Annotated in this window: 22 protein-coding genes; 9 read left to right on the forward strand and 13 right to left on the reverse strand. The window is 69.1% G+C overall.

All coding sequences use genetic code 11. The features are described 5' to 3' along the window. Positions 1–1512, reverse strand: coding sequence for a leucyl aminopeptidase (locus tag V4U86_RS10110; protein WP_395311101.1), 1512 nt, complete (start codon positions 1510–1512; stop codon positions 1–3). Between the two features lie 14 nt (positions 1513–1526). Continuing rightward, positions 1527–2603 (reverse strand): adenylate/guanylate cyclase domain-containing protein, encoded by a 1077-nt coding sequence (locus tag V4U86_RS10115; RefSeq protein ID WP_395311102.1) that lies wholly within the window; start codon positions 2601–2603, stop codon positions 1527–1529. Between the two features lie 42 nt (positions 2604–2645). Here V4U86_RS10115 and gcvT point away from each other — a divergent pair, with 42 nt between their 5' ends. Both gcvT and V4U86_RS10125 read left to right on the forward strand, forming a co-directional pair. Further along, positions 2646–3743: a glycine cleavage system aminomethyltransferase GcvT gene (gene gcvT, locus V4U86_RS10120; RefSeq protein ID WP_395311103.1), complete on the forward strand. Its 1098-nt coding sequence runs from the start codon at positions 2646–2648 to the stop codon at positions 3741–3743. Between the two features lie 22 nt (positions 3744–3765). Beyond that, positions 3766–4872: a branched-chain amino acid aminotransferase gene (locus V4U86_RS10125; RefSeq protein ID WP_395311104.1), complete on the forward strand. Its 1107-nt coding sequence runs from the start codon at positions 3766–3768 to the stop codon at positions 4870–4872. Between the two features lie 22 nt (positions 4873–4894). Here the strand turns inward: V4U86_RS10125 and V4U86_RS10130 are convergent, their stop codons facing one another. Genes V4U86_RS10130 through V4U86_RS10150 form a run of 5 tightly spaced genes read right to left on the reverse strand, consistent with a single transcriptional unit; the run spans position 4895 to position 9299 of the window. After that, complete coding sequence (locus V4U86_RS10130) at positions 4895–6292, reverse strand: protein adenylyltransferase SelO (RefSeq protein WP_395311105.1); 1398 nt, start codon at positions 6290–6292, stop codon at positions 4895–4897. 10 nt (positions 6293–6302) lie between these two features. Beyond that, entirely contained in the window at positions 6303–7025 is a 723-nt protein-coding gene (locus V4U86_RS10135; RefSeq protein WP_395311106.1) for an adenosylcobinamide-GDP ribazoletransferase, read from the reverse strand. Beyond that, positions 7022–8077, reverse strand: coding sequence for a nicotinate-nucleotide--dimethylbenzimidazole phosphoribosyltransferase (cobT, locus tag V4U86_RS10140; RefSeq protein WP_395311107.1), 1056 nt, complete (start codon positions 8075–8077; stop codon positions 7022–7024). Before cobT ends, V4U86_RS10135 begins: the two co-directional genes overlap by 4 nt. Continuing rightward, positions 8074–8592, reverse strand: a complete 519-nt coding sequence (locus V4U86_RS10145; protein WP_395311987.1) for a bifunctional adenosylcobinamide kinase/adenosylcobinamide-phosphate guanylyltransferase — start codon at positions 8590–8592, stop codon at positions 8074–8076. The genes cobT and V4U86_RS10145 overlap by 4 nt, the downstream gene beginning before the upstream one ends. Positions 8593–8627: 35 nt before the next feature. After that, a complete protein-coding gene (locus V4U86_RS10150; RefSeq protein WP_395311108.1) occupies positions 8628–9299 on the reverse strand; it encodes a DUF3043 domain-containing protein in 672 nt (223 codons plus the stop codon). Positions 9300–9371: 72 nt separating this feature from the next. Between V4U86_RS10150 and V4U86_RS10155 the strand changes: the two genes are divergently transcribed. Both V4U86_RS10155 and V4U86_RS10160 read left to right on the forward strand, forming a co-directional pair. Continuing rightward, positions 9372–10418: a glycerate kinase family protein gene (locus tag V4U86_RS10155; RefSeq protein WP_395311109.1), complete on the forward strand. Its 1047-nt coding sequence runs from the start codon at positions 9372–9374 to the stop codon at positions 10416–10418. 93 nt (positions 10419–10511) lie between these two features. Next, on the forward strand, positions 10512–10868 hold the full coding sequence (locus tag V4U86_RS10160; RefSeq protein ID WP_395311110.1) for a HesB/IscA family protein: 357 nt from the start codon (positions 10512–10514) through the stop codon (positions 10866–10868). Between the two features lie 21 nt (positions 10869–10889). On the opposite strand, the gene V4U86_RS10165 is transcribed toward V4U86_RS10160, so the two are convergent. Beyond that, complete coding sequence (locus V4U86_RS10165; protein ID WP_395311111.1) at positions 10890–11519, reverse strand: hypothetical protein; 630 nt, start codon at positions 11517–11519, stop codon at positions 10890–10892. Between the two features lie 170 nt (positions 11520–11689). Here V4U86_RS10165 and V4U86_RS10170 point away from each other — a divergent pair, with 170 nt between their 5' ends. Then, positions 11690–12688, forward strand: coding sequence for a carbohydrate kinase family protein (locus V4U86_RS10170; protein WP_395311112.1), 999 nt, complete (start codon positions 11690–11692; stop codon positions 12686–12688). A gap of 46 nt (positions 12689–12734) precedes the next feature. On the opposite strand, the gene asnB is transcribed toward V4U86_RS10170, so the two are convergent. Then, positions 12735–14666 (reverse strand): asparagine synthase (glutamine-hydrolyzing), encoded by a 1932-nt coding sequence (gene asnB, locus V4U86_RS10175; RefSeq protein ID WP_395311113.1) that lies wholly within the window; start codon positions 14664–14666, stop codon positions 12735–12737. Between the two features lie 126 nt (positions 14667–14792). On the opposite strand from asnB, the gene V4U86_RS10180 reads away from it, so the two are divergent. From V4U86_RS10180 to V4U86_RS10195, 4 genes are all read left to right on the forward strand, one after another. Then, on the forward strand, positions 14793–15827 hold the full coding sequence (locus V4U86_RS10180) for an aa3-type cytochrome oxidase subunit II (protein ID WP_395311114.1): 1035 nt from the start codon (positions 14793–14795) through the stop codon (positions 15825–15827). Positions 15828–15837: 10 nt separating this feature from the next. Continuing rightward, positions 15838–16257: a cytochrome c oxidase subunit 4 gene (locus V4U86_RS10185; protein WP_395311115.1), complete on the forward strand. Its 420-nt coding sequence runs from the start codon at positions 15838–15840 to the stop codon at positions 16255–16257. A 130-nt stretch (positions 16258–16387) separates the two neighbouring features. Further along, on the forward strand, positions 16388–17206 hold the full coding sequence (locus V4U86_RS10190; protein WP_395311116.1) for an MmpS family transport accessory protein: 819 nt from the start codon (positions 16388–16390) through the stop codon (positions 17204–17206). Further along, on the forward strand, positions 17206–17853 hold the full coding sequence (locus tag V4U86_RS10195) for a DUF2561 family protein (protein WP_395311117.1): 648 nt from the start codon (positions 17206–17208) through the stop codon (positions 17851–17853). The genes V4U86_RS10190 and V4U86_RS10195 overlap by 1 nt, the downstream gene beginning before the upstream one ends. Positions 17854–17879: 26 nt before the next feature. Here V4U86_RS10195 and V4U86_RS10200 read toward each other — a convergent pair whose 3' ends face one another. The 4 genes from V4U86_RS10200 to V4U86_RS10215 form a co-directional block, all read right to left on the reverse strand. Beyond that, positions 17880–18344 carry a pyrimidine dimer DNA glycosylase/endonuclease V gene (locus V4U86_RS10200; protein WP_395311118.1) on the reverse strand — a complete coding sequence of 155 codons (465 nt, stop codon included), beginning with the start codon at positions 18342–18344 and terminating at the stop codon, positions 17880–17882. Positions 18345–18446: 102 nt separating this feature from the next. Then, positions 18447–20090 (reverse strand): cytochrome bc1 complex cytochrome b subunit, encoded by a 1644-nt coding sequence (locus V4U86_RS10205; RefSeq protein ID WP_395311119.1) that lies wholly within the window; start codon positions 20088–20090, stop codon positions 18447–18449. Further along, a complete protein-coding gene (locus V4U86_RS10210; RefSeq protein ID WP_395311120.1) occupies positions 20087–21283 on the reverse strand; it encodes a cytochrome bc1 complex Rieske iron-sulfur subunit in 1197 nt (398 codons plus the stop codon). The genes V4U86_RS10205 and V4U86_RS10210 overlap by 4 nt, the downstream gene beginning before the upstream one ends. Beyond that, the gene (locus V4U86_RS10215; protein ID WP_395311121.1) at positions 21280–22107 is read right to left on the reverse strand and encodes a cytochrome bc1 complex diheme cytochrome c subunit; all 828 of its coding nucleotides are present in this window, start codon (positions 22105–22107) and stop codon (positions 21280–21282) included. Before V4U86_RS10215 ends, V4U86_RS10210 begins: the two co-directional genes overlap by 4 nt. Between the last annotated feature and the right edge of the window lies 1 nt (position 22108).

Here is a 22108-nt window from a genome sequence, read left to right on the forward strand (position 1 = left end):
TCAGCCGTTCGCGGCGATGTCCTCCAGCACCGCGAACATGGTGCGCGTCGGCACCCCGGTACCGCCCTTGGGCGTGTAACCCCACGGCCCACCGGTGTTGTAGGCGGGCGCGGCGATGTCGATGTGCGCCCACTGCACACCCTCGGCGACGAACTCGCGCAGGTACACACCGGCGACCAACATGCCCGCGTAACGCGACGAGCTGACATTGGCAAGGTCGGCCACCGTCGACTTGAGATCGTCCTTCAACTCCTCGGGCAGCGGCATGGCCCAACCGTTTTCACCGACCTCCTGCGACAGCCCCGCCACCCGGTCGCGGAACTCGTCGCTGCCCATCACACCCGGGGTGCGGGCACCGAGGGCCACCGTCTGCGCGCCGGTCAGGGTGGACGTCTCGATGAGGTAGTCCGGATCGTCCTCGCAGGCCCGCACGATGGCGTCGGCCAGGACGAGCCGACCCTCGGCGTCGGTGTTGAGCACCTCGACTGTGATGCCGCCGTACTGGGTCAGTACATCGCCGGGCCGCTGTGCGGTGGCCGACGGCATGTTCTCGGCCATCGGCACGGTCGCGATCACATCGATGGGCAGGTCCTGCTTGGCGGCCAGCACCACCGTGGCGATGACGGCGGCCGCACCACCCATATCGGAGGTCATGTGGTGCATGTTGGCGGCCGGCTTGATGGAGATGCCGCCGGTGTCGAAGGTGATGCCCTTACCGACCAGTGCGACCCGCTTCGGGTTGCGGCCCTTGCCTTTATGGGTCAGCCGCACCAGGCGCGGCAGCCGGGACGAGCCCTTGCCCACCCCCACGATGCCGCCGTAGCCGCCCTTGGCCAGCGCCTTGTCATCGAGCACCTCGACCTGTAGGCCGACCGCTTCGCCCAAAGCCTTTGCCTGCTTGGCGAATTCGGCAGGATAGAGATGGCTCGGCGGCGTGTTCACGAAGTCCCGGGCGGTCGCCACCGACGAGGCGATGTCCACGGCGCGCTGCGCTACAGCCTTCGTCACCGCCTTGGCGTCGGCAGCCAGTGCGACGATCTTGCCCAGACCATTGTCCTTGGGCGCGGTCTTGTCGCTGCGGAAGTCGTTGAAGCGGTAGGCGCCCAGGATCAGACCCTCGACGGTGGCCTCCAGGTCCACCGCGGCCAGCGCGGCCACCACGGTGCCGACCTTGTCCAGCGAGCGGGCCGCCGCACCGGCCGCCCGGCGGATGGTGTCGGCGGGCCAGTCCCGCGCCTCACCCAGCCCCACGGTCAGCACGCTGGCCACCGGGAGCTCGTCGATCACCAGGCGATGCAGCTGGCCCTCGCCGCCGGTGGCACCCAGCGCCTTGAGCCCGGACTCGATCGCGGCGGTCGCGTCGGCGGACAGGTGGGTCTGAGCCTCGGCCACCACCGGGCCGTCGTCGCCGGTGACGACGCCGACGACCAGGACGGCCTCGGAGAGGCCCCTGGCGGGCAGGGACGAGCTGACGGTGACGGTGGGGGCCTGGTAGCCAGATGCGCTGCTCACCCCGTTCACCCTAATCAGATCAGCGGATACGCGGTGACCGGCTCGCTGAACCCTTTCAGGCTCAGCGCCTGCGGAGGGCCGGTCGGTTGTTCGGGCATCAGTGTGTGCACCGCCTCGGAAACCAGGATCTGGCCGGGTGCGGCGGCGGAGACCAGCCGGGCCGCCCGGTTGACCGGGTTGCCGAAGTAGTCCCCGCTGATGGCCAGCACGGTGCCGTAATCCAGACCCGCCCTGATCTGCAGCCCGGCCTCGGCCGCCCGCGGGTGCCCGACGATGCCGAGTGCCACCCGCAGCAACTGCCCGGGATCGGAGGCCACCCACATCACCTCGTCACCGATGAACTTGACCAGCCGGCCACCCGCCGAGTGCACGACATCGGCGGTGGCCGCACCGAACTCGTTGAGCAGTTCGGACAGCTCGACGGTGGTCAGCGTCTGGGTGAGTGAGGTGAATCCGGACAGATCGGCGAACCCGATACCGCAGACCACATTTGCCGACCCGTCACGCACCACGTGCTCGAAATAGCGGCGGGTGTTCATCAGGTGGTGGCGGTGCACCGCGTCGATCATCTCGCCCAGGCGCGGCACGAACGCGGCCGCGGCGCGGTACGCCCGGGCGGTGCGCAGCTCATCGTGGGACTGCTCGATCTGGATGTCCGGAGAGCCGGCCCGGATGGTCGACGAGATGGCCTCGGACAGCCGCGCCATGCTGGCCCCCATCACCCGTAGCAACCCGGTGGCCGCCTCGTCGCCGAGGATCCGCCGGATATCGGCCCAGGTGCCCAGGCCGTCGACGTCGGCCTTGCTCAATGCGGGCTCATCTGGGCCGTCCACCGTCAGACCCAGGGCCGCCCAGGCCCGTGCCACGTCCTGGACCGGCAGGCCCAGCGTCTCGGCCGCCGACCGCAGGCTGTACTCCGGCGGGCCCGACCACTGCAGCACGTCACCGGCCAGTCCGAACAACCGTCCTCGCCGCTCGGCCTGGACCATCTCCTCGGCGGTGAAACCCAGCCCGTCGAGGTACTCGATCAGGGCGCGCCGGCCGCGCGGATCGGCGATGCCGGCCGCTTCCAGCGCGTCGAAGTCCACCACCGGATCAGTGTGCCGCCAGCATGGCGGGCTTAGGGTGTGTTCGTGACTGACAATCTGCTGCACGGACCGCTGGAAGACCGCCACCGCGCGCTGGGCGCCAGTTTCGCCGAGTTCGGTGGATGGCTGATGCCGGTGTCGTATGCGGGCACCGTCGCCGAGCACAACGCCACCCGGAATTCCGTCGGCCTCTTCGACGTCAGCCACCTGGGCAAGGCGCTGGTACGCGGGCCGGGTGCGGCCGCCTACGTCAACGCCACGCTCACCAACGACCTCGACCGCATCGGCCCGGGCAAAGCGCAGTACACGCTGTGCTGCAACGAATCTGGTGGAGTGATCGACGACCTGATCGCCTACTACGTGTCCGACGACGAGATCTTCCTGGTACCCAACGCGGCCAACACCGCGGCGGTGGTCGCCGAATTGCAGCGTCACGCCCCGGCCGGGCTGACCATCACCGACGAGCACCGCTCCTACGCGGTGCTCGCGGTGCAGGGTCCGAAAGCCGCCGAGATCGTCGCTCACCTGGGCCTGCCCACCTCGATGGACTACATGGGCTACGCGGACGCCGAGTTCGACGGTGTGTTCACCCGGGTGTGCCGCACCGGCTACACCGGTGAGCACGGGTTCGAGCTGCTGCCGGAATGGGACCGCGCCGGCGTGGTGTTCGACGCGCTCCTCGAGGCCGTCCGCGCCGCCGGTGGTGAGCCGGCCGGCCTCGGCGCCCGGGACACCCTGCGCACCGAGATGGGCTACCCGCTGCACGGGCACGAGCTCTCGCTCGGCATCTCACCGCTGCAGGCACGCACCGGCTGGGCGGTGGGCTGGAAGAAGGAGCAGTTCTGGGGCCGCGAAGCGTTGCTGGCCGAGAAGCAGGCCGGCCCGAAGCGGGTGCTGCGGGGGCTCAAGGCGCTGGGCAGGGGAGTGCTGCGCGCCGACCTGACGGTCCTCGATGGTGGGGCGCCCATCGGTGTCACCACGTCGGGAACCTTCTCTCCGACACTGAAAGTCGGTATCGCGCTGGCGCTGATCGACAGTGCGGCCGGCATCACCGACGGGCAGACGGTCACCGTCGACGTGCGGGGCCGGGCACTGGAATGCGAGGTGGTGACCCCACCGTTCGTGGCGGTAAAAACTCGCTAGCCTCGGGCGATACAATCGGTCCATGACTGACGGCCCTCTCGGATTCACGCTTGCCCGCACCAGCACTCCGGCAAGCGATGAAGTACGAGCCGGCATCCTCGCCGACCCGGGGTTCGGTCGCTATCACACCGACCACATGGTGTCGGTGTCCTACAACAGGGCCGACGGCTGGCACGACGCGCAGGTGGTGCCGTACGGCCCGATCGAGCTGGACCCGTCGGCAATCGTGCTGCACTACGGCCAGGAGATCTTCGAGGGGCTGAAGGCCTACCGGTGGGCCGACGGTTCCATCGTGTCGTTCCGGCCGGAGGCCAACGCCGCCCGGCTACAGAGTTCGGCGCACCGGCTCGCCATCCCCGAACTGCCCACCGACGTGTTCCTGGAGTCGCTGCGCCAGCTGATCGCCGTCGATGAGCAGTGGGTGCCCGCCGCCGGCGGTGAGGAATCGCTGTACCTGCGTCCGTTCATCATCGCCACCGAGCCCGGTCTGGGTGTGCGTCCCGCCGACGAATACCGCTACCTGGTGATCGGCTCGCCCGCCGGGGCGTACTTCAAGGGCGGCATCAAGCCGGTCAGCGTCTGGCTGTCCCACGAGTACGTGCGGGCCTCGCCGGGCGGCACCGGCGCCGCCAAGTTCGGCGGAAACTATGCCGCCTCGCTGCTGGCCCAGGCCCAGGCCGCCGAGCAGGGCTGCGATCAGGTGGTGTGGCTGGACGCGATCGAGCGTCGCTACGTCGAAGAGATGGGTGGGATGAACCTGTTCTTCGTGTTCGGCAGCGGTGGCTCGGCGCGCCTGGTGACACCGGAGCTGTCCGGTTCGCTGCTCCCGGGCATCACCCGGGATTCGTTGCTGCAGTTGGCAACTGACGCCGGCTTCGCGATCGAGGAACGCAAGATCGACGTCGACGAGTGGCAGAAGAAGGCCACCGCGGGCGAGATCACCGAGGTGTTCGCCTGCGGTACCGCCGCCGTCATCACCCCGGTCTCGCACGTCAAGCACCGCGACGGTGAGTTCACCATCGCCGACGGTAAGCCGGGTGAGATCACCATGGCCCTGCGTGACACGTTGACCGGTATCCAGCGCGGCACCTTCGCCGATACCCACGGCTGGATGGCCAAGCTCAACTGAGCGACCCGTTGGACGGGTGCCGCTAGGTCCCGCAGAACGTGCGGTACCCCGCGGCGAAGTCCTCGGATGCGGGTGCGGCGTAGCGCTGCAGCCCGGGCCGTTCGGTGAACGGATCGCCGAGCACGTCCAGCAGGCGGGCCGCAGGTTCCAGATCACCGGCGGTCGCGGCCGCCAGCGCCTCCTCGACCAGGTGGTTGCGCGGGATGTAGACCGGGTTGACCCGGTCCATCGCCGCGGTGTCGGGCTGATGTGCGCGCCAGCGCGGTACCCAGTTCATCAGCCCCAACGCCACGTCGCCGCGCGCCAGGCCCCGGAAGAACGAGGTGTAGTCCAGCTTGTGCTCCTCAAGCAGCGCGGGCAGCTCGTCGACCAGCGCGTCATCGGTACCTGCGGGCAGGCCCAGCTTGGCGTGCATCCCGGCGCGCCAGGCCTCCTGGTAGCGGGCCGCGAACCCACCGAGGGTCTCGGTGGCGACCTCGATGGCCTTCTCGACGTCGTCGTCGATCAGCGGCAGCAGCGTCTCGGCGAACCGCGCCAGGTTCCATCCGGTGATGGCCGGCTGGTTGCCGTAGGCGTAGCGGCCCCAGCTGTCGATGGAACTGAACACGGTCGCCGGGTCGAAGGTGTCCATGAACGCGCACGGCCCGTAGTCGATGGTCTCGCCGGAGATCGTCACGTTGTCGGTGTTCATCACGCCGTGGATGAATCCGACCAGCATCCAGCGCGCCACCAGCTGCGCCTGCACGGTGATCACCGCGTCGAACAGCGCCAGATACGGATTGGCGGCCGCCGCGGCGCCGGGATGATGGCGGGCGATCGCGTGATCGGCCAGTCGGCGCAGCAGCCCGAGGTCCCCGGTGCCGGCGGCGTACTGGAAGCTGCCGACCCGCAGGTGGCTGGCGGCCACCCGGGCCAGCACGGCACCGGGCAGCGGCGTCTCCCGGTGCACGGACGCGCCGGTGGCCACCACCGACAGTGAGCGCGTGGTCGGGATGCCCAGGGCGTGCATGCCCTCACTGATCAGGTATTCGCGGACCATCGGCCCGACCGCGGCCAGCCCGTCCCCGCCGCGCGCCAACGGTGTCCGGCCCGAACCCTTGAGGTGCAGGTCCCGGCCGTCGCCGAACTCGCCGAGCAGCAGCGCCCGGCCATCGCCGAGGCGCGGCTGCAACCCGCCGAACTGGTGGCCCGCGTACACCTGGGCCACCGGCGTCGCCGCCGCGGGCAGCGTCGTGCCGGTGAGCAGGCCGACACCGTCGGGGGTACGCAGCCAGTCCGGATCCAGGCCCAGCTCATCGGCCAATGCCTCGTTGAGCAGCAACAGGGTCGGGGCGGGCGGGGATTGTGCCTGCCAGCTGATCGCCAGCTCGGGCAGGTCGGTGGCGAAGCGGTTGTCCAGCGTGAAAGTCGGCGCACTCACCCCTTCGACGCTAATGGATAGCCAGACCCAGCGCCGTGAGCGTGGTCGTGACCTCGACGGATGCGCCCAGCACATCGCCGGTGATGCCGCCGAACCGGCGCACGCAGTGCGCCACCAGCACCGCGCTCAGGCCCAGCGTCACCAGCACCACCAACGGACCCTGCCACGGCCGCGGGGTGGCGAACGCCGCCGCGGCGGCCAGGGCCACCGCCCAGGCTGCCACCACCCAGACCGGCTGGGTGCCCGCGACCAGTGTGCCCAGGGTGCTGCCGGGCGCGGCCGGCACCGAACGCCGGCAGGTGACCAGCACCGCGACCCGCCCCGCCAGCACGGCGACGATAACCGCCTCCGGTCCGACGGCGCCGAAGGTCAGGCCCTGCACCAGGAGCACCACCACGACGGCGGCCACGCCGAACGGTCCGGCCGTGCCGCCGCGCATCACCGTCAGCGCACGCTCGGGGGGCCCGTAGCAACCCAGCCCGTCGACCGTGTCGGACAACCCGTCGATGTGCAGGCCGCGGGTGAGCAGCAGCAGCGCCGCGACCGCCAGCACACCCGGCAGCGGGCCGGACCCGAACAGTTCGGCACCCGCCCAGACCACTGCCGCGGCCACGCCACCCAGCACCGCCCCGACAACCGGGAGTGCGGTCAGCGCGCCGCGCCCGAACGGTCGGTCGCTTCGGATCGGCAGCACGGTGCTGAACGCGAAAGCCGAAGCGAGCGAGGCGATCATGAGTCAGAGTCGGGGGCGCCGGCCACTGCGGCTTCGGCGAAGGTGGCCATCGAGGCCAGGGTGGCCACCGCGGCGCGCAGCACCGGCAGCGCGACCGCGGCACCACTGCCCTCCCCGAGGCACATCCGCAGATCCAGGATCGGCTCCAACTCCAGGTGCCGCAGCGCCAGGGTGTGCGCGGGTTCGGTGGACCGGTGCCCGGCCCGCCACCAGGCCGATGCGCCCGGGGCGAGTTGCTCGGCGACCAGTGCGGCCGCCGTGACCACCACGCCGTCGAGCAGCACCGGGGTGCGCCGTACCGCGGCCTGAGCCAGGAAACCTGCCATCGCGGCCAGGTCGGCGCCTCCGCACACCCGCAGCAGCGCAAACGGATCGGCGACGGCGCCGCGGGCCCGGTAGAGCGCGTCGCGGATCGCCGACGCCTTACGGGCCCAGCCCGCATCGTCGATACCGGTGCCGCGCCCGATCACCGCCACCGGCTCCGAGCCGGTCAGTGCGGCGATCAAAGTCGTTGCCGGCGTGGTGTTCCCGATACCCATGTCGCCGGCGATCAGCAGGTCGGCGCCGGCGTCCACCTCTTCGTCGGCGATGGTGCGCCCGGCCGCGACGGCGTCGGCGGCCTGTTCGGCGGTCAGCGCGTCCTCGACCGTGATGTTCCCGCTGCCGCGGCGGATCCGGTGTGCGCCGATGGCGTCATCGCGCGGGTCGCCGTCCACCGCCATGTCCACCACGCGGACCCCGGCGCCGGCCAGTTCGGCCAGCACGTTGATCGCGGCTCCGCCGGCGTCGAAGTTGGCCACCATCTGCGCGGTCACCTCGGACGGGAAGGCCGAGACCCCCGCCGCGGTGACCCCGTGATCACCGGCGAACACCACAACCCGGGCACGGCTGAATTGACTTGGGGGACAGGTGCCCTGGCAGGCCGCCACCCACGCCGAAAGGTCTTCCAGCCGGCCCAGCGACCCGGGCGGTTTGGTCAGGCTGCGCTGCCGGGCCCGGGCGGCGCGCTCGGCCTCGGGATCCGGCGGGACCACCGCAGGGAACGTGCTCACATGCTCTCCTTCACGACCAGTGGCTGCCCGGCCACCACCAGCACCACCCGGTCACACAGCGCGGCCAGCCGCTGGTTGAGCGTGCCCAGTTCGTCGGCGAACAACCGGCCACCGGCAGTCGCGGGGACGATCGTCAACCCCACCTCCGGGCTCACCAGACTCAGTCTGCCGGTGAATCCCCGGACAGCGACGCACAATTCGTCGATGTCGGCGCTCACCGACCCGCCGTTCCAGGCGTCGCGGCGGTCCATGGTGGCGGTCAGCCAGCCACCGATGTCGTCGACCAGCGTCGCGGTCCGGTTGTCGGTGCGCAATGCCGTAGCCACATCGGCGGTTTCGAGGGTCGACCAGTGCACCGGGCGGCGGCTGCGATGGGCCTGTACGCGTCGCGACCATTCGGGATCCCCGGAGTCGGTGCGGCCGGTGGCCACGTAGCGCACGGCCGGCGCGGCGATATCGGTCTCGGCCCACTGCGACTTGCCCGACCGGATCCCGCCGAGGACCAATACCCGCACCCCAGGGTCAGCGGAGCGGCCGGGCATATACCGAGTCAGACGTCGTCGCCGCGGTTGACCATCGGCCGCGGCGCCCGCATCCGGCGCAGCTGCGAGGCGCGGCTGGCGGCGTAGAAACCGAGTTTGAAACCGGTCTCGGTGTTGTTCGGGAACTTCTCGTCGACCTTGCGGTTCACGTACCGGCCCACCAGCACACCGTCGATGGCCATCACGACCAGCAGCACCGGCATCGCGAAGGACAGCGGCTGCTGCACAGCGGGCGAGGGCACCGACAGCGTGATCAGGATGAGGCCGAGCGCAATCGGCATGAACAGGCCCAGCAGGTTGCGGCGGGCGTCGACCAGGTCGCGCACGTAGCGACGGACCGGTCCCTTGTCGCGGGGCAGCAGGTAGGCGTCCTCGCCGGCCATCATCCGTTCCCGGCGGTCGGCCATGTCGGCGCGCCGGGTCAGCTTCTGGGCGCGCTTCTCTTCCTTGGTGAGCTTGGGGCCGCCGACCTCTTTGCGGCGCTTGCGTGCCTCGGCGGTGGTCATCGGGGCCGGGGCGACGGGGCCGCGCCGACGGCTGCTCTCACTGCGCTTGGGAGTCGGCCGGCCCTTCGGGGCGGTCACCCGGGGAGTCGTGTCGTCCCCGGCGGGGGCCGCCTGAGGCGTCGACTCGTCGTCGTCCGGTGACGGATTGTCCTTCTTGCGGCCGAGCAGATTCACGCCGTCCAGATTACTTCCCGGCCGCCGACCGCCCGGCATGCACCTCCGAAACCCAGGCTCTACGCTGCTGGAATGACGGGCCTGGGAGTGCTGATCGCGCCGGACTGTTACGGGGACAGCCTCACCGCGGTGCAGGCCGCCGAGGCCATCGCCGCGGGCTGGGCGGCGGCCCGCGGCAGCGACCGGCTGACGCTGGCCCCGCAGTCCGATGGCGGCCCCGGCTTCGTCGACGTCCTGGCCAGCCGGCTCGGCGGGCGGCGGACGGCGACGGTGCACGGTCCACTGGGCACCTGGACCGACGCACAATGGGTGCTGCACGACGGCACCGCCTACATCGAATGCGCGCAGGCGTGCGGGCTGACACTGCTCGGCCGGCACCCCGACCCGGAGACCGCGGTGGCCGCGGACAGCCGGGGAGTGGGTGAGTTGATGACCGCCGCGGTGGATGCGGGCGCCCGGCGGATCGTCGTCGGTCTCGGGGGCAGTTCGTGCACCGACGGCGGCCGCGGACTCGTCGAGGCGCTGGGCGGACTGTCCGAGGCGAGGTCCCGGCTGGCCGGCATCGAACTGATCGCCGCCAGTGACGTCGAACACCCGCTGCTGGGACCGATGGGTGCTGCCGCGGTGTTCGGTCCGCAGAAGGGGGCCGACCCGGCCACCGTCGAACTGCTGGAGGACCGGCTGCGGTCCTGGGCCGCCGAACTCGGTGGTGACGTCGCCGATCAGCCGGGGGCCGGTGCGGCCGGCGGGATCGGCGCCGCCCTGCTGGCGCTGGGCGGGCGCCGGGAGCCGGGGGCCGCGGTGATCGCCGAGCACACCGATCTGGCCGCGGACGTGGCCGCCGCAGACCTCATCATCACCGGTGAGGGCCGTTTCGACGACCAATCGCTGCACGGCAAGGTGGTCAGCGCGCTGGCCGGCGGGGCCCGCGAACGCGGAACCCCGGTGCTGGTGCTGGCCGGGCAGGTCACCCTCGATCCGGCTGCGCTGGGAGCGGCCGGTATCGCCGCGGCCCACTCGATCAGCGAATTCGCCGGATCCGTGCAGCGGGCGATGGACGAAGCCCGGACGCAGTTACGGGGACTGTCCCAGCGCACCGCGGCCGACTGGCCCGACTGATCCCCGCGCACGGGTCGGGAATAGCACGCCGGCAAGGTACCGTTGACTACATCGCGATTGCGCCAATCACTACCGGTACTTCAGGAGACTGCAATGACTCTTCAGGACGACACCACCACCGAAACCCATGGTGCGGTGCTGACCGAGGCGGCCGCCAGCAAGGCCAAGGCGCTGCTCGATCAGGAGGGTCGTGACGATCTGGCCCTGCGCATCGCCGTGCAGCCGGGTGGTTGCGCCGGCCTGCGGTACAACCTGTTCTTCGACGACCGCACCCTCGACGGCGACCTGACCACCGAGTTCGGTGGCGTGGCGCTGACCGTCGACCGGATGAGCGCGCCGTACATCCAGGGCGCCACCATCGACTTCGTCGACACCATCGAGAAGCAGGGTTTCACCATCGACAACCCGAACGCCACCGGCTCCTGCGCCTGCGGCGATTCGTTCAACTGATCCGCTGACCGTCCAGCGGGCTCACCGGGCCCGCTGGACGTAGGAGCAGACCAGAATCTCGTCATCGGACTGCAGTAGCTGGGCCACCACCTGCAGTTCGCTACCGACCTTGGCCGCACCGCGGCCCGAGCCGGGCGCCACCACTTTCATGGTGAACAGCGCCTGGGCCTGACTCGTCGACCACGGCACCAGCTTGTCCACCGAGACCACCTCGACCTGGGTGAACTGTTTGCGGAACGCGTCCGAGGTCAGATCGGCCAGCGCCAGGTCCGAGTTGCGGTCATCGACCGCGTCGTAGAGCCCGCACAGCGCGTGCCGGGCGATCGCCTGGTCGTCCCCGTCGGTCAGCGCATCCAGAAAACCCTGGATGGCGGTCTTGGCGGTGTCCGGGGTCATCGCGGCGGCCGGCTCGTCCTCGGCCGCCGAGATCACCAGCACCGCCCCGACGGCGGCGGCCACCACGATCACCGCGGCGACCGCGGCCAGGATCAGGCGGACCGGCTTGCGTTTCGGATACTGCACCGGCGGCGGCAGCGGCCCCGGATACGAACCGGGGAACGGGCCCGCCTGCGGCGGCGTGAACGGAGGTCCCTGGTTCGGCGGAAAGCCTTGCGGGGGAGTGGATTCGGGATACGGCACAGGACCGGACATCGGTTGCTTTCCGGGATCGGGGCGGGCGCCGGACGGTCGGAGCCGACCGCTCGGCGTAGTCACCTGCAGGCTAGCGCACCGGGTGGTGTCCACCGTGGACCGAAGCGGGCGGGTGCTCGCCTCTGTAGTGTTCGCTTAGCGACGTTAAAGAACACCGAAGGGCTTCTCCAGTGACCATTGCCGTGACCGGCTCCATTGCCACCGACCATCTGATGAAGTTCCCCGGCAAGTTCTCCGAACAACTCCTGCCGGAGCACCTGCAGAAGGTTTCGTTGAGCTTCCTGGTCGACGACCTCGTCATCCACCGCGGCGGCGTCGCGGGCAACATGGCCTTCGCCATCGGGGTGCTCGGTGGTGATGTGGCGCTGGTCGGTGCGGCCGGTCAGGACTTCGGCGACTACCGGCAGTGGCTGAACGACCACGGCGTCAACACCGACAATGTGCTGATCTCCGAGTCCGCCTACACCGCGCGGTTCGTCTGCACCACCGACGAGGCGATGGCGCAGATCGCCTCCTTCTACCCCGGTGCCATGTCCGAGGCCCGCAACATCGACCTGGCCGACCTCGTGAAGCGCAGTGGCGCACCGGAACTGGTGATCATCGGTGCCAATGACCCGGAGGCGATGTTCCGGCACACCGAGGAGTGCCGTTCCCTGGGGCTGGCGTTTGCTGCAGACCCGTCCCAGCAGCTGGCCCGGCTCTCCGGTGAGGAGATCCGCCGCCTCATCGACGGGGCGACCTACCTGTTCACCAATGACTACGAGTGGGACCTGCTGCTGCAGAAGTCCGGCCTGTCCGAGGCGCAGGTGATGAGCCAGATCAAGCTGCGCGTCACCACGCTGGGGGAGAAGGGCGTCGATATTGTGTCGGGAGCGGGCGGTGACGGCGGCACGTTCATCCACGTCGACGTCGTCCCGGAAACCCACCAGGAGGACCCGACCGGTATCGGCGACGCGTTCCGCGCCGGCTTCCTGACCGGCCGGGCCGCCGGGCTGAGCCTGGAACGGTCCGCGCAGTTGGCGTCCATGGTCGCCACCCTGGTGCTGGAGGCCCCCGGCCCGCAGGAATGGAGCTGGAACCGCGAATCGGCCATCAGCCGGCTGACCGCCGCCTACGGCGAGGAAGCCGGAACCGAGATCTCCAAGGCGCTCGGCGCCGGCATCGGCTGAGGCGGCGCTGGGCTGACCTGCTGCCGTTTGTTCGGTTGGGCGGAAATCAGAGCTGCACCGGGTAGGTCGGTTCGCTGATCTGCGGGGTGACGCTGCCCTCGATGAAGATGGCGTGCCACAGCATGAAGATCAGCACCGTCCACAACCGGCGGCTGTGATCACTGACGCCATTGCGGTGCTCCTCAAGCATGGTGCGCACCCCGGCCAGGTCGATCAGGTGACCGGCCTGCGACGCGGACACCGTGGCATGCGCCCAGTCCAGCAGTTCGCCGGCCTTCAACCAGTGTCGGATCGGCACCGGGAAGCCCAGCTTGGGCCGGTTGAGCACATGCGCGGGCACGATCGGCTCCAGTGCCCGGCGCAGCGCGTACTTGGTGGTGGTGCGGGTGATCTTCTGGTCGTACGGCAGCCGGGATGCCACCGCGAACACCTCGGGATCCAGGAACGGCACCCGTAGTTCCAGGGAGTTCGCCATGGTCATCTTGTCGGCCTTCACCAGGATGTCCCCGCGCAGCCAGGTGAACAGGTCGATGTGCTGCATCCGGGCCACCGGATCCCAGCCGTCGGAGGACGCGTACAGCGGCGCGGTCACATCGGTGTGCGTCCACTCCGGCCGGAACCCGGGCAGCACCGCGCGCAACTGCGCATCGGAGAAGCTGCGCGCGTTGCCGTAGTAGCGCTCCTGCAGCGTCAACGACCCGCGGTGCAGCAGGCTCTTGCCGCGCATGCCGTCGGGCAGCGGCTGCGACGCCCGGCCCAGCGACCGCCGCACCGGACGTGGCAGGTAGTCGAAAGCTTTGAGCGACAACGGTTCCCGGTAGATGGTGTAACCGCCGAAGAGTTCGTCGGCGCCCTCGCCGGAGAGCACCACCTTGACGTGCTTGCGGGCTTCGCGGGCGATGAAGAACAGCGGCACCAGCGCCGGGTCGGCCACCGGCTCGTCGAGGTACCAGACGATCTCGGGCAGGGCGGCGACGAACTCGGCCGCACTCACCACCTTGGTGACGTGTCGGGCGCCGATCGCCTTGGCCGACTCCACCGCGACGTCGATCTCGGAGAAGCCCTCCCGCTCGAAGCCGGTGGTGAACGTGATCAGCCGCGGGTTGTGCCGCATCGCCAATGCGGCGATGGCCGTCGAGTCGATCCCACCGGACAGGAACGCGCCCACGGTGACGTCGGCGCGCATGTGCTTGGCGACGGAGTCCTCCAGCACCGCGGTGATCTCGTCATAGCGGGCCTGCTCGGCGCCGGCCTTGAACGGCACAGCGGTGAACTTCGGCCGGAAGTAGCGGCTGATCTCGGGTTCCTGTCCCGGCCGGACACGGGCGTAACAGCCCGACTCCAGGCGCCGGATCCCGCGCTGCAGCGTCTCGGGCTCGGGCACGTACTGCAGGACGGTGTAGTGCTGCACCGCGCGTTCGTCGATCCCGAGATCCAGCCCGGCCGTCGCGGCCAGGTCCAGGAGGCACTTCTTCTCGCTGCCGGCGACCGTGCCGCCGGGACCGGTGGCCAGATACAGCGGCTTGATCCCGAACGGGTCCCGCGCACACAGCAGCTCACGGGTCTCGGTGTCCCACAGCGCGAAGGCGAACATGCCCCGCAGCCGGGTCAGGATCTCGGTGCCCCAGTGGTGGAATCCGGCGACGATCGCCTCACCGTCGCCGTCGGTGTGAAACACCGCACCGAACTCGTCGCGCAGCGCCTCGCGGAGCTCCAGGTAGTTGTAGATCTCTCCGTTGAACACCAACGCGTACCGGTCCGGGGACTCCGGCGGACCCCAGCGCAGCGGTTGATGGCTGTGCGCGATGTCGATGATGGAAAGACGGTTGAAACCGAGCACGATGTCGCCGTCCGACCAGGTCCCGGGCTCGTCCGGGCCACGGTGCCGCATCAGATGCGAGGCTCCCGAAACCGCCTCGACCAGCGCGGGGGAGGTCTCGACGGACGGGTCGGTCAGATACGCCAGCAGTCCGCACACCGGGCCAGTATGCCGAATCGGTCGGTCGCTTCGCTCACTCCGGGAGGCGTGGTCTACGCTGCGTAGTATTCGCCAAGATTGACCGACCGCGCTGCGGTTCACCGACTTCATTTAGGAGGCGCCGACGTGACCGCTCGCGGGTACCGTTTGGTGGCGTTGTCAGTGGTCCTGGGTGGTATGACCATCCTGCTCAGTGGCTGCAACTACCAGGACGTATTCGGACTGGGGTGGCCCGATGGCATCACCCCCGAAGCCCGATTGAACCGTGACCTGTGGGTCTGGTCGGTCATCGCGTCGTTCGTCGTCGGCGGCATCGTGTGGGCGCTGATCTTCTGGACCAGCGCTTTCCACCGCAAGAAGAAGACCGACACCGAACTGCCCCGCCAGTTCGGCTACAACATGCCGCTGGAACTGGTGCTGACGGTGGTGCCCTTCCTGATCATCTCGGTGCTGTTCTACTTCACCGTGGTCGTGCAGGAGCGGATGCTGCACAAGGATCCCAACCCTGAGGTCGTCATCGACGTGACCGCCTTCCAGTGGAACTGGAAATTCGGTTACCAGAAGGTCGAGTTCACCGACGGCACCCTGTCCTACGACGGTGTCGACAACGAGCGCAAGGCGGCCATGGAGTCGGTGCCCGAGGGCGTCGATGCGCACGGCATCAAGCAGGTCGGCCCGATCGCCGGCCGCAACGGCGAAGACCGCAGCTACCTGAACTTCGACAAGATCGAGACCCTCGGCACCAGCACCGAGATCCCGGTCCTGGTGCTGCCCAAGGGTAAGCGCATCGAGTTCCAGATCGCCTCGGCCGACGTGATCCACGGTTTCTGGGTGCCGGAGTTCCTGTTCAAGCGGGACGTGCTGCCCAACCCCAAGGAGAACAACTCCGACAACGTGTTCCAGGTCAGCGAGATCGAGCAGACCGGTGCCTTCGTCGGACGCTGCACCGAGATGTGCGGTACCTACCACGCGATGATGAACTTCGAGGTGCGCGTCGTCGAGCCCAACGACTTCAAGGCCTACCTCGACGCCCGGACCGCCGGCCTCACCAACGCCCAGGCGCTGGAGGCGATCAACCAGGCTCCGTTGGCCACCACGACAGCTCCGTTCGATTCCCGTCGCGGCGAGCAGGTTGGTGCTCCCGCCCAGGCGAGCAAGTAGGGATTGACACATGCATATCGAAGCCAGGTTGTTCGAGTTCCTGACCGCGTTCTTCGCGCTGTGCGCGATCGTCTACGCCGTCCTGACCGCGATGTTCGCCACCGGTGGCGTGGAGTGGGCCGGTACCACCGCGCTGGTGCTGACCACCGGGCTGAGCTTGATCACCGGTACGTTCTTCCGCTTCGTCGCGCGTCGTCTCGACACCCGGCCGGAAGACTACGAAGACGCCGAGATCAGTGACGGCGCCGGCGAGCTGGGCTTCTACAGCCCGCACAGCTGGTGGCCGGTCCTGATCGCGCTGTCCTTCTCGATCGCCGCCGTCGGTACCGCCCTGTGGCTGCCGTGGCTGATGGTTGCGGGCATCTGCTTCGTGCTGGCGTCCGCGGCCGGGCTGGTCTTCGAGTACTACGTCGGCCCCGAGAAGCACTGACCTCTTTCCCGCCAGGTCACAACCGTGCGTCAGTTCGCTGACGTGCCGTGGTGGCGTGGTCCCCGCCGTCGCCTGGTTGGGTAGTGTTGCCGAGGCAGCAGTCGAGAAGGATAGGCCGAGGTAGTAGCAGATGAGCGGGCCGTCAGGACCGGAGTCTTCGGGTGCGGACAAGAAATCCGGCACCGACGAGACCGACATCCATTCCCGGGCATACTCCGCCCCGGAATCGGAGCAGTTCAGCAGCGCGCCGTACGTGCCGCCGGATCCGGCGCTCTACGACTACGACAACTATGCGCTGACCGATGCGGAGGAGGGCCCGCCCCCGCGCTGGCCCTGGGTGGTCGGTGTGGTGGCCATCATCGCCGCCGTCGCGTTGGTCGCCTCGGTCGCGCTGCTGGTCACCCGGACCGACACCACCGGTCTGGCCAACCCGCAGACATCCACCACCACGGCCCCGCCGGTGCAGGATGCGATTACCACGACGCCCCCGCCGCCACCCAGCGAGGAGCCGCCGCCACCTCCGCCTCCGACAACCGAGGAGCCGCCGCCACCGCCGCCCGAGACGGTGACGGTGACGCAGGAGCCACCGCCGCCTCCGCCGCCGGCCGAGGAACCGGCGCCGCCGCCGGTCACCAGCGAGGCGCCGCCGCCTCCGCCGACCACCACGCGGCCGCCCGGTCCGCGCCAGGTGACCTACTCGGTCACCGGCACCAAGGCGCCCGGCGACATCATCACCGTCACCTACATCGACGCGTCAGGGCGCAGCCGCACCCAGCGCAACGTCTACATCCCGTGGTCGTTGACGGTGACCCCGATTTCGCAGTCCGAGGTCGGCTCGGTGCAGGCGTCCAGCCTGTTCCTGGTGAGCCGGCTGAACTGCTCGATCACCACCAGCGACGGCACCGTGCTGTCGTCCAACACCGGTAATGCCGCACAGACGAGTTGCTGATGCTCAAAGACACTGAACCAACCCGACGCACGCTGTCCGGCCCGGACAACCTGGAACGCATCCTGCTCGGGGCCTGCGCGGCGATCTGGCTGCTGGCCCTGGGCGCGGCGGTCGCCGCGACGGTGGCCCTGGTCGATCTGGCGAATGGACGCGGCACCGTACGCGCCGAGATCTCGGAGGCATCGGGATCGGAGACGCCGTGGGTGCTGTACACGGTCATCGGCGTCTCGGCGGCGGTGATCGTGATCGCGATCCCGCTGCTGGTGCGGGCCCGCCGGCAGGGCGGGCACCGCTCGATCCGTGACTACACCCCGGCCGGCGGATCGGTGGCCGAGGACATCGCCGCGGTCCCCACCCGGGCAGAACGGCGCCGACAGGAGACCGCGCGCAGCGTCGGCGACGCCGGCGGACTGGGCGCCCGCGGTGCCGCGCTCGTCGACCAGGTGTACGTGCGGTGCGCACTGTCCATCGCGTGCGCGGTGGGGGCCGGTGTCCTTGCCGTCGGCGCCGCCACCTACCTGATGGCCACCGACAGCGGGGGCGCGGCGATCGCGTTCTACATCATCGCCGGGATCGTCACCGTCGCGATGCCGGTGCTGCCGTGGTTCTACCTGCGCGAGTTGCGCGCGGTGACCGGCGCCAACTGACCTGCTGCCGGGGTGACCCGTCCGGGTCAGCCGAACGCGGGCAGGACGCGCTCCCACGGTTCGATGGGGCCGGGCACCGTCTGGAACAACGGATGCGGTGTCGGATCGACGTCGGCGGGCCCGAAGCCCTCCGGGGCGCTGCCGCGCTCCCGGCGTTTCGCGGCCAACAGCCAACGCTCGTAGTCGATCTGGCCGATGGCCACGTCGATCAATGGCACCACCGCGTCCGGCGGCTCGACGATCAGGTCCCGGTTGAACTTGTAGCCGCGCTGCTGCGCCTCCTCGGCCACCACCCAGAGGTAGGCGCCGATGCAGGGTAGGGGAGTGGGCGCCGCCCGGCTCGGATAGGCCTTGAAACGGTCGAGCTGAGGATGTTCCCGGAACCCCTTCGTCGTGCCCTGCAGCACCTTCTGGGCCAGCAGCGCCTCTCGCCAGCAGGCCACCAGGCCGCGGCTGTCCAGGGCCCGTGGGTGCAACGACCACAGTCGCATGTGTCTCGTCCCTTCTGCCCGACCCGGAAACCTCTGCCCGACCCAGAAACCGAGGAGGCCCGCGCAGCGATGCTGCGCGGGCCTCCTGGTGATCCTCCGGGACTAGTGGTGCCCGTTGGATCCGTTCGTTCCGTGGATGGCGTCCTGGTTCTCCCTGAGCACCGCGATCGCCTTGTGCTCGGCGGCATGGGCCGCCTCGGCGAGCGCTTCGTGCTCTTCGATCGGATCGGGGAACAGGAAGTTGCCACTTCCGGGCTGGCCCGCGGAGCCGAGCTTGTTCATCCGCTTGGGCAGTGGTGCGCCCTGGTACTCCAGCGGAATCGGGTGCCCGTGCTCGTCCACCGGGCCGAGCGGCTGGTGCAGCTCGATGTAGGCACCGTGCGGAAGCCGCGTGATGATGCCCGTCTCGATGCCGTGCTCCAGCACCGCGCGGTCGCTGCGCTGCAGGCTGATCGCCCACCGGTAGGTGATGTAGTAGACCATCATCGGCAGCAGGACCATGCCGATACGGCCGATCCAGGTCGTCGCGTTCAGCGAGATGTGGAACTTGAGCGCGATGATGTCGTTCATGCACATGAAGGTCATGAGCAGGTAGAACGAGATCGCGGCGGCACCCACAGCGGTCCGGGTCGGTGCGTCACGGGGACGCTGCAACAGGTTGTGGTGCGCATCGTCGCCGGTGAGCTTCTTCTCGATGTACGGGTAGGCGATCAGCAGCATGAACACCAGGCCCATGCCCATCGCCACCCACACCGACTGCGGGATGGTGTAGTTGCCGATGTAGAACTCCCACGCCGGCCAGGTACGGGCCAGGCCGTCGGTCCACATCATGTAGAAGTCCGGCTGGCTACCCGCCGAGATCTGCGACGGCTTGTACGGGCCGAGCACCCAGATCGGGTTGATCTGCAGCAGACCGCCCATCAGGCCGAGCAGGCCGGTGATGAGGGCGAAGAACGCGCCCGACTTCACCGCGAACACCGGCATGACGCGCACGCCGACGACGTTCTTCTCGGTCCGGCCGGGGCCGGGGAACTGGGTGTGCTTCTGGAACCAGACCAGCGCCATGTGGGCGCCGATGAGCGCCAGCATGATGCCCGGGATCAGCAGGATGTGCAGGGCGTACAGCCGCGGGATGATGATCTCGCCCGGGAAGTCGCCGCCGAACAGCGCCCAGTGCAGCCAGGTGCCGATGACCGGCATACCGAGGGTGATCGAGGAGAACGCGGCACGCAGGCCGGTGCCCGACAGCAGGTCGTCAGGCAGCGAGTAACCGAAGTAGCCCTCGAACATCGCCAGGATCAGCAGCAGCGAGCCGATGACCCAGTTGGCCTCACGCGGACGCCGGAACGCGCCGGTGAAGAAAATGCGCGCCAGGTGCACCATGATCGACGCCGCGAACAGCAGCGCGGCCCAGTGGTGGATCTGGCGGACGAACAGACCGCCGCGCACCTCGAAGCTGATCTCCAGCGCCGATTCGTAGGCCCGCGACATCTGCACACCGCGCAGCGGTTGGTACACACCCTCGTAGGTCACGTGTGCCATCGACGGATCGAAGAACAGCGTCAGCCACACACCCGTGATCAACAGGATGATGAAGCTGTACAGCGCGATCTCACCCAGCAGGAAGGACCAGTGCGTGGGGAAGACCTTGTTCAGGACTCCGCGGCGGACCGCGGCGGACGGGTGATACCGGGAGTCGATCGCATCGCCCTGTTTGGCTGCGATTTCTCCGAGCTTGGGACTCATGATTTGCGCTCCCAGAATGCCGGTCCGACGGGTTCGATGAAGTCGCCGTTGGCGACCAGGTAGCCGTCCTTGTCAATGGTAATGGGCAGCTGTGCCAGCGCGCGGGCCGCCGGGCCGAAGATCGGCCGGGCGAAGTGCAGTGCGTCGAACTGCGACTGGTGGCACGGGCACAGAATGCGGTAGGTCTGCTGCTCGTACAGCGAGGACGGGCAGCCCAGGTGCGAGCAGACCTTCGTGTAGGCGAACAGCTCACCGAAGTTGAAGCTCTCCTGGCCCTGCCGCTTGACGACCTTCTTCATGTCCTGCGGCTTGATGCGGATGAGCATCACCGGGTTACGGACACCCATCGCGATCTCGAACAGGTGGTGGCTGGACTCCACGGTGGTGCCGTCGCCGTCGGACTCGCGCCACGGGAACACGGTCTCCATGCCGCCGGCGTCGATGTCCTCGGGGCGCATCTTCACGTACGGCGATTCGCCGGGGATACCGGTCGCGCGGGCCAGGTAGATGGTCTCGCCGTGGAACCGCGGGGTCCACCCGGAGGTCCACAGCACGGCCTTCTTGCCCTCGGCCGTCTGCACGACGGGCTTCCACGGGTTCTTGATCAGACCGCCCATGAAGGCCACCAGGGTGCCCAGGCCGAACGCGCCGAGGCCGATGCCCATCGACAGGCCGATCAGCTTGCGCCGCTTGATGGTCGAACCTTCAAGGGCGTCGGTCAGGTTCGCGGCGATCGTCCTGCGGTGGATCTCCGCGGAGGCGCCGTCGTGGCGGTCCTGGATGGTGATCTCTTCGGGGATGAACTTCTTCTGGAAGAGCACCGCGCCGATACCGATGCACAGGATCGACATACCGAAGGTGAAGCCGTACAGCGGGGTGGCCAGCGTGTAGAGGCGCTCCCCTTCCTCGCCGTAGGGGACGTGCTCCCACGGCCAGAACAGGAAGACCAGCAGCAGCGCCAGGCCGAAGAAGCCACCGGCCAGCAGCCAGTAGGCCACGGTCCGCGATGCCCGCTTCTCGGCCTTGGTGCCCTCGACCGGCCAGCGCGGCTCCTTGTAGACGACCTCGACACCGTCGAGCTTGCCGCCCAGGGCCAGCAGTTCCTCGCGTGACATCTCCGCCAGTTCGGCGTCGGTGGGCTGCCCGGGCACCGGGGCGCCCGAGGTGTCACTGCCCTTGACGTCCCCGCTCATGCGCGAGCTCCGATCCACAACGTCATGGCGACGGCGGCGACCATTCCGATGATCCAGATGGCCATGCCTTCGGTGGTGGGTCCGAATCCGCCGAGGCCGTAGCCGCCCGGATCCGGGGTGTTCGCCGCTTCGACCACGTAGGTCACGATGTCGGCCTTCTCCTCGGGGGAGAGCTGGCGGTCCGAGAACTTCGGCATGTTCTGCGGGCCGGTGAGCATGGCCGTGTAGACCTGGGCGGGCACCTTGGCGGCCTCACCGAGGTCGGGCGCGTACTTACCGGAGGACAGCGCGCCGCCCTTGCCGGTGAAGTTGTGGCACGAGGCGCAGTTCAGCCGGAACAGGTCGCCACCGCGGGCGACGTCACCGGCGAGCAGGGACGCGTCGGCGATGTGTCCGTTGGCCTCGCGCGGCACGACGGGTCCGCCGCCGTTGGCCTGCACGTAGGCGCCCAGCGCGTCGATCTGGTGCTCGTCGAAGATCGGGTCCTTGCGGGGTGCCTGAGCCTCGCCGCGCATGGCCGGCATGCGGCCGGTGGAGACCTGGAAGTACACGGCAGCCTCGCCGGTGCCGATCAGGCTGGGACCACGGTCGGGGACACCCTGCAGGTTGGCGCCGTGGCAGCTGATGCACGAGGTCTCGAACAACTGCTCGCCGGTCCGCAGCAGGGCGGACTGCGACTCATCGGCCACTGCCACCTGCGGTGTGGGCGTCAGGGTGGCGGCAGTGACGCCTGCGGCAGACAGCCCGAGCAGCAGCAGTACCGCCGCGGACAGCCGCCGGCGTAACCGGCGGCGAGACTTGCTGGTCATCGAACCCCTTCTCATG

The sequence above is a fragment of the Mycobacterium sp. AMU20-3851 genome, assembly GCF_043974665.1.
Taxonomy (GTDB): Bacteria; Actinomycetota; Actinomycetes; order Mycobacteriales; family Mycobacteriaceae; genus Mycobacterium.